The sequence below is a fragment of the Ralstonia psammae genome, from assembly GCF_958405935.1.
Classification (GTDB): Bacteria; Pseudomonadota; Gammaproteobacteria; order Burkholderiales; family Burkholderiaceae; genus Ralstonia; species Ralstonia psammae.
In genome coordinates, this window is the sequence record NZ_CATZBU010000025.1 from 1 (window position 1) to 13,005 (window position 13,005).

The 13,005-nt window shown below is 61.3% G+C and carries 9 protein-coding genes and 1 tRNA gene; all 10 read left to right on the forward strand.

Annotated features, from left to right (window positions below; genetic code table 11):
• The coding region (locus tag R2N16_RS24485) for an EF-Tu C-terminal domain-related protein (protein WP_076604501.1) at positions 1-91 on the forward strand (91 nt) is incomplete at its 5' end.
• Positions 92-179: 88 nt separating this feature from the next.
• Positions 180-255: transfer RNA gene (locus tag R2N16_RS24490), tRNA-Trp, on the forward strand.
• A 59-nt stretch (positions 256-314) separates the two neighbouring features.
• A complete protein-coding gene (gene secE / locus R2N16_RS24495; RefSeq protein ID WP_015855766.1) occupies positions 315-695 on the forward strand; it encodes a preprotein translocase subunit SecE in 381 nt (126 codons plus the stop codon).
• Between the two features lie 12 nt (positions 696-707).
• A complete protein-coding gene (gene nusG, locus R2N16_RS24500) occupies positions 708-1,292 on the forward strand; it encodes a transcription termination/antitermination protein NusG (protein ID WP_004634452.1) in 585 nt (194 codons plus the stop codon).
• Between the two features lie 176 nt (positions 1,293-1,468).
• On the forward strand, positions 1,469-1,900 hold the full coding sequence (gene rplK / locus R2N16_RS24505) for a 50S ribosomal protein L11 (RefSeq protein ID WP_004634453.1): 432 nt from the start codon (positions 1,469-1,471) through the stop codon (positions 1,898-1,900).
• A gap of 2 nt (positions 1,901-1,902) precedes the next feature.
• The gene (gene rplA / locus R2N16_RS24510) at positions 1,903-2,598 is read left to right on the forward strand and encodes a 50S ribosomal protein L1 (RefSeq protein WP_004634454.1); all 696 of its coding nucleotides are present in this window, start codon (positions 1,903-1,905) and stop codon (positions 2,596-2,598) included.
• Between the two features lie 375 nt (positions 2,599-2,973).
• Positions 2,974-3,480: a 50S ribosomal protein L10 gene (rplJ, locus tag R2N16_RS24515; RefSeq protein ID WP_124383250.1), complete on the forward strand. Its 507-nt coding sequence runs from the start codon at positions 2,974-2,976 to the stop codon at positions 3,478-3,480.
• A gap of 63 nt (positions 3,481-3,543) precedes the next feature.
• A complete protein-coding gene (gene rplL / locus R2N16_RS24520; protein WP_316669486.1) occupies positions 3,544-3,918 on the forward strand; it encodes a 50S ribosomal protein L7/L12 in 375 nt (124 codons plus the stop codon).
• A gap of 449 nt (positions 3,919-4,367) precedes the next feature.
• Complete coding sequence (rpoB, locus tag R2N16_RS24525) at positions 4,368-8,474, forward strand: DNA-directed RNA polymerase subunit beta (RefSeq protein WP_316669488.1); 4,107 nt, start codon at positions 4,368-4,370, stop codon at positions 8,472-8,474.
• 127 nt (positions 8,475-8,601) lie between these two features.
• Positions 8,602-12,831, forward strand: a complete 4,230-nt coding sequence (gene rpoC / locus R2N16_RS24530; protein WP_316669490.1) for a DNA-directed RNA polymerase subunit beta' — start codon at positions 8,602-8,604, stop codon at positions 12,829-12,831.
• The last annotated feature ends 174 nt before the right edge of the window (positions 12,832-13,005 follow it).

Here is a 13,005-nt window from a genome sequence, read left to right on the forward strand (position 1 = left end):
CCCGATCGCCATGGAAGAAGGCCTGCGCTTCGCTATCCGTGAAGGCGGCCGTACCGTCGGCGCCGGCGTCGTCGCTAAGATCATCGAGTAAGTGCTGTAACTCTTCCGTGCGGCTGCCAACCGGCCGCACGTGAAGTGCCAGAGTGGGGTTGACCGAATGGCAACCCCAAAGCTGTTTTAGGGGTATAGCTCAACTGGCAGAGCGTCGGTCTCCAAAACCGAAGGTTGGGGGTTCGATTCCCTCTGCCCCTGCCAATTCATCAGCCGCGTCGCGCAGGAAAACGCGCCACGCGGCTTAGTCTCGTTTGGGAAACATGGCCAATCCGAACGTCGAAACCGTCAACACCGCCAGCGGCAAATGGCTGCTGGTCTTGGCGTTCCTGCTGCTGGTTGCTGGGGTGATCGGTTTTTACCTGCTGGCGCAACAGCCGAGCTACGTCCGTGCCGCCTCGCTGATCGGCGGGCTGGTGTTGGGCGCAGGCGTTGCACTGGTGTCCGCACCTGGGCAAGGCTTCATCGAATTCGCGCGCGAGTCGTACCGCGAAGTTCGCAAAGTGGTGTGGCCGACGCGCAAGGAAGCCGGACAGATGACCGGTCTGGTGTTTGCGTTCGTCGTGATCATGGCCTTGTTCCTGTGGTCTGCGGACAAGCTCATCGAGTGGGTGATCTTCTCGCTCGTGCTGGGCTGGAAATAATCGGGTAAAGCCATGACGGATAACGTAGCGAACGACACGTCCACGGATTCGTCCGCGCCGGCCTCGAAGAAGCGCTGGTATGTCGTGCATGCCTACTCAGGCATGGAAAAAAGCGTGCAACGCGCGCTGCAGGAGCGCATCGAGCGCGAAGGCCTGCAACATCTGTTTGGTCAGATTCTGGTGCCGTCGGAAGAGGTGATGGAGAGCAAGAGCGGTCGCAAGACCGTGACTGAGCGCCGCTTGTTCCCGGGCTATGTCTTTGTCGAAATGGAGATGACCGACGAGACCTGGCACTTGGTGAAGAACACTTCCAAGGTCACCGGTTTCATTGGCGGTACGGGCAATCGCCCTTCGCCGATTTCCAAGAGCGAAGTCGACAAGATCATGGCCCAGATTCAGGAAGGGGTCGAGAAACCGCGTCCCAAGACGCTGTTCGAGGTGGGCGAAATGGTGCGCGTGAAGGAAGGCCCGTTTACCGACTTCAACGGCAACGTCGAGGAAGTGAACTACGAGAAGTCGCGTCTGCGCGTTTCTGTGACGATCTTCGGGCGTGCCACGCCTGTCGAACTCGAGTTCGGTCAGGTCGAGAAGGTTTAAAGAATTCGGAGTGGTGGCGCAAGCCACTGCACCAATCGCCCGGTCTACTGGACTTGGCGGGCAACGGTGGCGATGCCGCCCGCGCCAACAGAGGAGCGTCGGCCTTGTGCTGATGCGTTACCACTCAACAGGATTGCCAAAGTTGTTTGAGCTGGGCAATCCGGATTGGAGTCAAGATGGCCAAGAAAATTATTGGCTTTATCAAGCTGCAAATTCCGGCTGGTAAAGCAAATCCGTCCCCGCCCGTCGGCCCGGCCCTGGGTCAGCGCGGTCTGAACATCATGGAGTTCTGCAAGGCGTTCAACGCGCAGACTCAAGGTATGGAACCGGGCCTGCCGGTGCCGGTGGTGATCACCGCCTTCGCCGACAAGAGCTTCACCTTCGTGATGAAGTCGCCGCCGGCGACCGTGCTCATCAAGAAGGCTGCCGGTATCCAGAAGGGTTCCGCCAAGCCGCATACCGACAAGGTTGGCAAGATCACCCGCGCTCAGGCAGAAGAAATCGCCAAGGCGAAGAACGCTGACCTTACCGCAGCTGATCTGGACGCCGCTGTGCGTACGATCGCCGGTAGCGCCCGTTCGATGGGTATCACGGTGGAGGGCCTGTAATCATGGCAAAGATTTCGAAGCGTGCGGCCGCGAACAAGGCCAAGGTCGAGCGTACCAAGTTCTACCCGATCGACGAAGCGCTGAGCCTCGTCAAGGAATGCGCCAGCGCCAAGTTCGATGAGTCCATCGACGTGGCCGTGCAACTGGGCATCGATGCGAAGAAATCGGACCAAGTGGTCCGTGGCTCGGTGGTGCTGCCTGCTGGTACCGGCAAGTCGGTGCGCGTGGCCGTGTTCGCCCAAGGCGATAAGGCCGAGCAAGCCAAGGCTGCTGGCGCTGAGATCGTCGGCATGGAAGACCTCGCCGAGCAGATCAAGGCCGGCAAGATGGACTTCGACGTCGTGATCGCTTCGCCGGACACGATGCGCGTGGTCGGTACGCTGGGTCAGATCCTGGGCCCGCGCGGCCTGATGCCGAACCCGAAGGTCGGCACCGTGACGCCGGACGTTGCTACGGCTGTGAAGAACGCCAAGGCTGGTCAGGTGCAATTCCGTGTCGACAAGGCCGGTATCATCCACGCCACCATCGGCCGCCGCTCGTTCGAGCCGGCAGCGCTGAAGAGCAACCTGGCTGCACTGCTGGACGCATTGACCAAGGCTAAGCCGGCTTCGAGCAAGGGTGTGTACCTGCGCAAGGTCGCCGTCTCGTCGACGATGGGCGTGGGCGTGCGTGTTGACCAGGCGACCCTGGCTGCCTGATCGCTTTCGATCATTTGCACCAGGTGGCCCGATAACCATCCTGGTGCTAGCAGTTTTCTCTCGCGTGGTCCCGGCCACGCGGCCCCTTGAAGCTTGAGGGACAAGACTTTGGGCAGTGGTAGACGTTTGCGTAAGCAGGCCGAAGCCACTGGTTATCAAAGACCGTTGGCGGTGAAGGGCTCTTGAAGCCAACACCTTAATCGCAGCCCACTCCGGAAACGGAAGCGGTGCTTAGCCAACGCAGATGGCGCCCCCGAAGGGAATGAGTGACTTTGGTATTGCCGAAGTGATTTGTGCCAATCGGACGCCGTACTTTTGGACTGACCGAGGTGACCGCAGTGACTGCGGAAGCCGAAGTCGTTTTGGAGCTTAACCGTGGCACTCAATCTCGAAGATAAGAAGGCCGTCGTGGCCGAGGTAACGGCGCAAGTCGCCAAGGCCTCGACCATCGTCGTCGCCGAATATCGCGGTATCACGGTTGGCGATCTGACCAAGCTGCGCGCGCAAGCGCGCCAGCAAGGCGTCTACCTGCGCGTTCTGAAGAACACGCTGGCGCGCCGCGCTGTTGAAGGCACGCCGTTTGCCGAACTCGCCGAGCAACTGACCGGCCCGCTGATCTACGGTATTTCCGAAGACGCAGTGGCCCCGGCCAAGGTGCTGAACGATTTCGCCAAGGGCAATGACAAGCTGGTGCTGCGCGCCGGTTCGTACGATGGCAAGGTTCTCGACGTCAACGCCGTGAAGGCGCTGGCAACGATTCCGAGCCGCGAAGAACTGCTCAGCAAGCTGCTGTTTGTCATGCAGGCGCCGGTGTCGGGCTTTGCCCGCGCCCTGGGTGCCCTGGCTGCCAAGCAAGGCGAAGGCGAGGCTGCGGCAGCCTAATCGGCTGCAGCACCGCGTACAGATCGCACGATCGATACCGAATCACATTCTGGAGTTATTCAAATGGCAATCACCAAAGACGACATCCTGGAAGCCGTTGGCGCGATGTCCGTGATGGAACTGAACGACCTGGTCAAGGCGTTCGAAGAGAAGTTTGGCGTGTCGGCTGCTGCCGTGGCCGTGGCCGGTCCGGCTGCTGCTGGTGGCGCTGCTGCCGCTGAAGAGCAAACCGAATTCACCGTGACGCTGAAGAGCGCCGGCGCGAACAAGGTTGGCGTCATCAAGGCCGTGCGTGAAATCACCGGCCTGGGCCTGAAGGAAGCCAAGGACCTGGTCGATGGCGCACCGAAGTCCGTGAAGGAAGGCGTCGACAAGAAGACCGCCGACGAGCTGGTGAAGAAGCTGGTGGAAGCCGGCGCGGAAGCCGAAGCCAAGTAAGTGCAGGTCTCGCGTGCCGCATCCGGTGCGCGATAGAGGCTGGCAAAGGGAGATTTCCCGGCGCCAGCCTTTTTGCGCTTGTGGGATCGATTGTTGAGCGATCCCGCAATCACGCTGTAAGTACCGTTGAAGTCTCTTTGCCGGGTTTTCCGGCGGCCGGCCACGACAAGGCCAGCAGAGGCCAAACATCAGTGGCACACTAAGCAGTTCGCAGTCCGCTGATGTTTGTCTTCTGAACCGACTGCAGAAGGCAAGTTTGGTCGGGTACTCCCCCGTCCGTAGCATGGGCTCCATGGGCCCATGTGCGGGTGGCGCGCGCAGTACCGTCAGCCAGAGGTTGGTAGCGGCCAACCGCCAAATCCCGTCACCAGTCGCTGAACACCTCAAGTGTCAGGCGTGCCTTATCGCCTTAAGTCCGTCGCGCGCACTTGCGATGATTCGGAGATCCCATGGCGTACAGCTTTACCGAGAAGAAGCGTATTCGCAAGAGTTTCGCGAAACGCGCAACGGTTCATCAGGTTCCCTTCCTGCTTGCCACCCAGATTCAATCGTATGCCCAGTTCTTGCAGGAGAACGCTCCTGTTGCACAACGCAAGAGCGAAGGTCTGCAAGCGGCGTTCAACGCCATTTTCCCCATCGTGTCGCACAATGGTCTGGCGCGCATGGAGTTCGTGTCGTACCACCTGTCCAACCCGCCGTTTGACGTCAAGGAATGTCAGCAGCGTGGTCTGACCTTCCACTCGGCGCTGCGCGCAAAAGTGCGCTTGATCATCAACGACCGGGAGAACCCCACCAAGGTCAAGGAGATCAAGGAGCAGGAAGTCTACATGGGCGAAATTCCGCTCATGACCTCCACCGGTTCGTTCGTGATCAACGGTACGGAACGTGTGATCGTGTCCCAGCTGCACCGTTCGCCGGGCGTGTTCTTCGAGCACGACAAGGGCAAGACGCACAGCTCGGGCAAGCTGCTGTTCTCGGCGCGGATCATTCCGTACCGCGGCTCGTGGCTCGATTTCGAATTCGACCCGAAGGACATCTTGTACTTCCGCGTTGACCGCCGCCGCAAGATGCCGGTGACGATCCTGCTGAAGTCGATTGGTTTGACGCCGGAACAGATCCTGGCGCACTTCTTCGTGTTCGATAACTTCACGCTGAAGACTGAAGGCGCACTGATGGAATTCGTGCCCGAGCGTCTGCGTGGTGAAGTCGCTCGCTTCGACATTTCCGACAAGAACGGCAAGGTCGTGGTCGAGAAGGACAAGCGCATCAACGCCAAGCACATCCGTGACCTGGATTCCGCCGGTACCAAGCTGATCAGCGTGCCGGAAGACTACCTGCTGGGCCGCGTGCTGGCGAAGAACATCGTCGATCCGGATACCGGTGAAGTCCTGGCCAACGCCAACGACGAACTGACCGAAGGCGTGCTCGAGAAGCTGCGCGACGCCGGCGTGAAGGAAATCCAGACGCTGTACACGAACGACCTGGATCAAGGTCCGTACATGTCGGCAACGCTGCGCACGGACGACACGGCCGACCAGACCGCCGCGCGTATCGCCATCTACCGCATGATGCGCCCCGGCGAGCCGCCGACCGAAGACGCCGTCGAAGCGCTGTTCCAACGTCTGTTCTACAGCGAAGACTCGTACGACCTGTCGCGCGTTGGCCGCATGAAGGTCAACAGCCGCCTGAACCGTGCGGCCGGTACCGGCCCGATGGTGCTGACGGACGAGGACATCCTCGACACGATCAAGCTGCTGGTGAACCTGCGTAACGGCAAGGGCGAAGTGGACGATATCGACCACCTCGGCAACCGCCGTGTGCGTTGCGTCGGCGAACTGGCGGAAAACCAGTTCCGAGCCGGTCTGTCGCGCGTTGAGCGTGCTGTGAAGGAACGTCTGGGCCAGGCCGAGACGGAAAACCTGATGCCGCACGACCTGATCAACTCGAAGCCGATTTCGTCGGCGATTCGCGAGTTCTTCGGTTCGTCGCAGCTGTCGCAGTTCATGGACCAGACCAACCCGCTGTCGGAAGTCACGCACAAGCGCCGTATTTCGGCCCTGGGCCCGGGCGGTCTGACGCGCGAGCGTGCGGGCTTTGAAGTCCGTGACGTGCACCCGACCCACTATGGCCGCGTGTGCCCGATCGAAACGCCGGAAGGTCCGAACATCGGTCTGATCAACTCGCTGGCGCTGTACGCACAACTGAACGACTACGGCTTCCTCGAAACGCCGTACCGCAAGGTTGAAAACGGCAAGCTGACCGATCAGGTGGACTACCTGTCGGCCATCGAGGAAGGCAAGTACGTGGTGGCGCAGGCCAACGCGACGCTGGACAAGGACGGCAACCTGATCGACGAACTGGTCTCCGCACGCGAAGGCAGCGAGCGTGAAACCCGTATGGTCACGCCGGACCGCGTGCAGTACATCGACGTGGCACCGTCGCAGATCGTGTCGGCTGCAGCCTCGCTGGTGCCGTTCCTCGAGCACGATGATGCAAACCGTGCACTGATGGGCGCAAACATGCAGCGTCAGGCCGTGCCTTGCCTGCGTGCAGACAAGCCGCTGGTGGGTACCGGCGTCGAGCGTACTGTGGCAGTGGACTCCGGTACCGCCGTGCAGGCAACCCGTGGTGGCGTGGTCGACTATGTTGACGCGAACCGCGTGGTGATCCGCGTGAACGATGCCGAAGCCGTCGCTGGTGAAGTCGGCGTGGACATCTACAACCTGATCAAGTACACGCGTTCGAACCAGAACACGAACATCAACCAGCGTCCGATGGTCAAGGTGGGCGACGTCGTTGCCCGCGGCGACGTGATCGCTGACGGCGCCTCGACCGACATGGGCGAGCTGGCGCTCGGCCAGAACATGCTGGTCGCGTTCATGCCCTGGAACGGCTACAACTTCGAGGATTCGATCCTGATCTCGGAGCGCGTCGTGGCAGAAGACCGCTACACCTCGATCCACATCGAGGAGTTGTCGGTCGTTGCTCGCGACACCAAGCTCGGACCGGAAGAAATCACGCGCGACATCTCGAACCTGGCCGAAGCGCAACTGGCTCGCCTGGACGAATCGGGCATCACGTACATCGGCGCAGAAGTGGAAGCCGGCGACGTGATGGTCGGCAAGGTCACGCCCAAGGGCGAGACCCAGCTGACGCCGGAAGAGAAGCTGCTGCGCGCGATCTTCGGTGAAAAGGCGTCCGACGTGAAGGACACCTCGCTGCGCGTGCCTTCGGGCATGAGCGGTACCGTAATCGACGTGCAGGTCTTCACGCGTGAAGGCGTGGTGCGTGACAAGCGCGCCCAGTCGATCATCGACGAAGAACTGAAGCGCTACCGCCTGGACCTGAACGACCAGCTGCGTATCGTGGAAGGCGATGCCTTCCAGCGTCTGGAGCGTCTGCTGGTGGGCAAGGTTGCCAACGGCGGTCCGAAGAAGCTGGCCAAGGGCACCGCGCTCACGAAGGAATACCTGGCCGATCTGGACAAGTGGCACTGGTTCGACATCCGCCCGGCGGAAGACGAAGTCGCGCTGCAACTCGAAGCCGTGAAGGTTGCCATCGAGCAGAAGCGCCACGACTTCGACCTCGCGTTCGAAGAGAAGCGCAAGAAGCTCACGCAAGGCGACGAACTGCCGCCGGGCGTGATCAAGATGGTCAAGGTGTACCTGGCTGTGAAGCGTCGCCTGCAGCCTGGTGACAAGATGGCCGGCCGTCACGGTAACAAGGGTGTTGTGTCGAAGATCACCCCGATCGAAGACATGCCCTACATGGCTGACGGCACACCTGCCGACATCGTGCTGAACCCGCTGGGCGTGCCTTCGCGGATGAACGTGGGTCAGATTCTCGAAACCCACCTGGGCTGGGCCGCTCGCGGTCTGGGCGAGCGCATCGGCAACATGCTCAAGGCGCAAGCCAAGGCTGCCGAGATCCGCAAGCTGCTGGAGCAGATCTACAACGAGAGCGGCAAGGTTGAAGATCTGGACAGCCTGTCCGACGCAGAGGTGCTGGAGCTGGCCGAGAACCTGAAGAAGGGCGTGCCGTTCGCGACGCCGGTGTTCGATGGTGCGCATGAGGACGAAATCCGTCGCATGCTGGACCTCGCCTATCCGGAAGACATCGCGAAGGAGAAGGGCCTGACTGCTTCCAAGCAGCAGGTCACGCTGTTCGACGGCCGCACCGGTGAAGCCTTCGAGCGTCCGGTCACGCTGGGCGTGATGCACATGCTGAAGCTGCACCACTTGGTCGACGACAAGATGCACGCGCGTTCGACCGGTCCGTACTCGCTGGTGACGCAGCAGCCGCTGGGCGGTAAGGCCCAGTTCGGTGGCCAGCGTTTCGGTGAAATGGAAGTGTGGGCACTCGAAGCGTACGGCGCGTCGTACGTGCTGCAGGAAATGCTGACCGTGAAGTCGGATGACGTGAACGGCCGGACCAAGGTGTACGAGAACATCGTCAAGGGCGAGCACTCGATCGATGCCGGCATGCCGGAATCGTTCAACGTGCTGGTGAAGGAAATCCGCTCGCTGGGTATCGACATCGACCTCGAGCGCAACTGAGCGCCGATGCGGTGAGGGCGTGGCGGCAACATTGCCATGCCCTGGTAACAGCAGCCATTGACGAAGATTTAGGGCCGGCGCCTTTGGGTCAAACCAAGACGCCAGCCTCAAACTCAAGGAGTTTGGAATGAAAGCATTGCTCGACCTATTCCGTCAGGTACAGCAAGAAGAGCAGTTTGACGCGATCAAGATCGGCCTCGCGTCGCCTGAGAAAATCCGTTCGTGGTCGTTTGGCGAAGTCAAGAAGCCCGAGACCATCAACTACCGTACGTTCAAGCCCGAGCGTGACGGTCTGTTCTGCGCCAAGATCTTCGGTCCGATCAAGGACTACGAGTGCCTGTGCGGCAAGTACAAGCGCCTGAAGCACCGTGGCGTGATCTGCGAGAAGTGCGGCGTTGAAGTGACGCTGGCCAAAGTGCGCCGTGAGCGCATGGGCCACATTGAACTGGCTGCGCCGACCGCGCACATCTGGTTCCTGAAGTCGCTGCCGTCGCGTCTGGGCATGGTGCTCGACATGACGCTGCGCGATATCGAGCGCGTGCTGTACTTCGAAGCATTCGTCGTGGTTGAGCCGGGGATGACTGCGCTCAAGAAGAGCCAGATCATGTCGGAAGACGACTACCTGGCCAAGTGCGACGAGTACGGCGAAGGCGAATTCGTCGCCATGATGGGCGCCGAAGGCATTCGCGAGCTGCTGCGCGGCATCGACATCGAGAAGCAGATCGAGACGATCCGCGCCGAGCTGCAGGCCACGGGCTCGGAAGCCAAGATCAAGAAGTTCGCCAAGCGCCTGAAGGTGCTCGAGGCATTCCAGCGTTCGGGCATCAAGCCGGACTGGATGATCCTCGAAGTGCTGCCGGTGCTGCCGCCCGAGCTGCGTCCGCTGGTGCCGCTGGACGGCGGCCGTTTCGCCACGTCGGACCTGAACGACCTGTATCGCCGCGTGATCAACCGGAACAACCGTCTGAAGCGTCTGCTCGAGCTGAAGGCGCCGGAGATCATCGTGCGCAACGAGAAGCGCATGCTGCAGGAAGCAGTGGACTCGCTGCTGGACAACGGCCGTCGCGGCAAGGCGATGACCGGTGCCAACAAGCGTCCGCTGAAGTCGCTGGCTGAAATGATCAAGGGTAAGGGCGGCCGTTTCCGTCAGAACCTGCTGGGCAAGCGCGTGGACTACTCGGGCCGTTCGGTCATCGTGGTGGGCCCGACGCTCAAGCTGCATCAGTGCGGCCTGCCCAAGCTGATGGCGCTCGAGCTGTTCAAGCCGTTCATCTTCCACAAGCTGGAAACGATGGGCATCGCCACCACGATCAAGGCGGCGAAGAAGGAAGTCGAAAGCCAGACGCCGGTGGTGTGGGACATCCTCGAAGAGGTGATCCGTGAACACCCGGTGATGCTGAACCGCGCACCGACGCTGCACCGCCTGGGTATCCAGGCGTTCGAGCCGGTGCTGATCGAAGGCAAGGCCATCCAGCTGCACCCGCTGGTCTGCGCGGCGTTCAACGCCGACTTCGACGGTGACCAGATGGCTGTTCACGTTCCGCTGTCGCTCGAAGCGCAGATGGAAGCGCGCACGCTGATGCTGGCGTCGAACAACGTGCTGTTCCCGGCCAACGGCGATCCGTCGATCGTGCCGTCGCAAGACGTGGTGCTGGGTCTGTACTACACGACCCGCGACAAGATCAACGGCCGCGGTGAAGGCATGACGTTCGCCGACATCTCGGAAGTGATCCGCGCCTACGAGAACAAGGAAGTCGAACTGGCTTCGCGCGTGAACGTGCGGATCACCGAGTACGACCTTGTGAACCCGGAAGCCGACGGCGACGCCCGCTTCGCGCCGAAAATCACGCTGCAGGCCACCACGGTCGGCCGCGCGATCCTGTCGGAGATCCTGCCGAAGGGTCTGCCGTTCTCGGTGCTGAACAAGCCGCTGAAGAAGAAGGAAATCTCGCGCCTGATCAACACGGCGTTCCGCAAGTGCGGTCTGCGCGAAACCGTGATCTTCGCTGACAAGCTGCTGCAGTCGGGCTTCCGCCTGGCAACGCGCGCCGGCATCTCGATCGCCATCGACGACATGCTGGTGCCGCCGGCCAAGGAGAAGATCATCTCCGAGGCTGCTGCCAAGGTGAAGGAATACGACAAGCAGTACATGTCGGGTCTGGTGACGGACCAGGAGCGTTACAACAACGTCGTGGACATCTGGGGCGCCGCTGGTGACCAGGTGGGCAAGGCGATGATGGAGCAGCTCCAGACCGAAGACGTGGTCGATCGCAACGGCAACACCGTCAAGCAAGAGTCGTTCAACTCCATCTACATGATGGCCGACTCGGGTGCACGGGGTTCCGCCGCGCAGATTCGTCAGCTCGCCGGTATGCGTGGCCTGATGGCCAAGCCGGACGGCTCGATTATTGAGACGCCGATTACCGCGAACTTCCGCGAAGGCCTGAACGTTCTGCAGTACTTCATCTCGACCCACGGTGCACGTAAGGGTCTGGCTGATACGGCACTGAAGACCGCGAACTCGGGTTACCTGACCCGTCGTCTGGTCGACGTGACGCAGGATCTGGTGGTGGTGGAAGACGATTGCGGCACCTCCAACGGCGTGGCCATGAAGGCCCTGGTCGAAGGTGGTGAAGTGATCGAAGCCCTGCGCGACCGTATCCTGGGCCGCGTGGTCGTCAACGACGTGGTGAACCCGGAAACGCAGGAAACCGCGATCGAAGCCGGCACGCTGCTCGACGAAGACATGGTGGACCTGGTCGACGCGCTGGGCGTGGACGAAGTCAAGGTTCGCACGCCGCTGTCCTGCGACACGCGCTACGGCCTGTGCGCGAAGTGCTACGGCCGCGACCTCGGTCGCGGTGTGCTGGTGAACTCCGGTGAAGCAGTGGGTGTGATCGCTGCGCAGTCGATCGGTGAGCCGGGCACGCAGCTGACGATGCGTACGTTCCACATCGGTGGTGCGGCATCGCGTGCGGCAGTGGCATCGAGCGTGGAAGCGAAGGCAACCGGTACCGTGCGTTTCACGGCGACCATGCGTTACGTCACCAACGCGAAGGGCGAGCAGATCGTCATCTCACGTTCGGGCGAAGCGCTGATCACCGACGACCACGGCCGTGAGCGTGAGCGCCACAAGATCACGTACGGCGCGACGCTGCTGGTCAAGGATGGCCAAGCCATCAAGGCCGGCACGCAGCTCGCCACGTGGGATCCGCTGACGCGCCCGATCATTTCGGAGTACTCGGGCACCATCAAGTTCGAGAACGTCGAAGAAGGCGTGACCGTCGCCAAGCAGATGGACGAAGTGACCGGTCTGTCGACGCTGGTGGTGATCGATGCCAAGCGTCGTACCGCTGCCACGAAGGGCATCCGTCCGCAGGTGAAACTGCTCGACTCGTCGGGCGCTGAAGTGAAGATCCCGGGCACGGACCACTCTGTGACCATCGGCTTCCAGGTGGGCGCGCTGATCACCGTGAAGGACGGTCAGCAAGTGCACGTCGGTGAAGTGCTCGCACGTATCCCGACCGAATCGCAGAAGACGCGTGACATTACCGGTGGTCTGCCGCGTGTGGCCGAGCTGTTCGAAGCCCGTTCGCCGAAGGACGCCGCCGTGCTGGCGGAAGTCACCGGTACGACTTCGTTCGGTAAGGACACCAAGGGCAAGCAGCGCCTGGTGATTACGGATCTCGACGGCAATGCGCACGAGTTCCTGATCGCCAAGGAAAAGCAGGTGCTGGTGCACGACGGCCAAGTGGTCAACAAGGGCGAAATGATCGTCGAAGGCCCGGCCGACCCGCACGACATCCTGCGTCTGAAGGGCGTGGAAGAGCTGGCGACCTACATCGTCGACGAAGTGCAGGACGTGTACCGTCTGCAAGGTGTGAAGATCAACGACAAGCACATCGAAGTGATTGTTCGTCAGATGCTGCGCCGCGTGCAGATCGTCGATACGGGCGACACCCGCTTCATCCCGGGTGAACAGGTGGAGCGTTCGGACCTGCTCGACGAGAACGACAAGGTGATCGCGCTGGGCAAGCGTCCGGCGACCTACGAGAACCTGCTGCTGGGTATTACGAAGGCATCGTTGTCGACCGACAGCTTCATCTCGGCGGCGTCGTTCCAGGAAACCACGCGCGTGCTGACCGAAGCCGCCATCATGGGCAAGGTCGACGACCTGCGTGGTCTGAAGGAAAACGTCATCGTTGGCCGTCTGATCCCGGCCGGTACCGGCCTGGCCTACCACCGCGCCCGCAAGGCGAAGGAAGTGGCCGACCGCGACCGCGCTGCGGCGATTGCCGAAGAGGAAGCCGCTTCGATCTTCGAAACGCCTGCGGTTCAGCAAGAAGGCGACGCGTAAGCGAACCCAAGCAACACCATCAAAGCCCGGCCATGTGCCGGGCTTTTTTTTCGCCCGCTTTTGCCCGGGCGCTGCGTGCAGACGCCGAACAACACCGGCGTTGCCCGATTCGGATTTTCTCGAAACGTTAACCCGCCTTAACATGCCAACCGCTATGATTTCGCGGTTATAGAC

Excerpts from the sequence above, each read along its gene's own strand:
- secE (WP_015855766.1), top strand. The coding sequence starts at position 315 with ATGGCCAATCCGAACGTCGAAACCGTCAACACCGCCAGCGGCAAATGG.
- rplK (WP_004634453.1), top strand. The coding sequence starts at position 1,469 with ATGGCCAAGAAAATTATTGGCTTTATCAAGCTGCAAATTCCGGCTGGT.
- rplL (WP_316669486.1), top strand. The coding sequence starts at position 3,544 with ATGGCAATCACCAAAGACGACATCCTGGAAGCCGTTGGCGCGATGTCC.
- nusG (WP_004634452.1), top strand. The coding sequence starts at position 708 with ATGACGGATAACGTAGCGAACGACACGTCCACGGATTCGTCCGCGCCG.
- rpoB (WP_316669488.1), top strand. The coding sequence starts at position 4,368 with ATGGCGTACAGCTTTACCGAGAAGAAGCGTATTCGCAAGAGTTTCGCG.
- rpoC (WP_316669490.1), top strand. The coding sequence starts at position 8,602 with ATGAAAGCATTGCTCGACCTATTCCGTCAGGTACAGCAAGAAGAGCAG.
- rplA (WP_004634454.1), top strand. The coding sequence starts at position 1,903 with ATGGCAAAGATTTCGAAGCGTGCGGCCGCGAACAAGGCCAAGGTCGAG.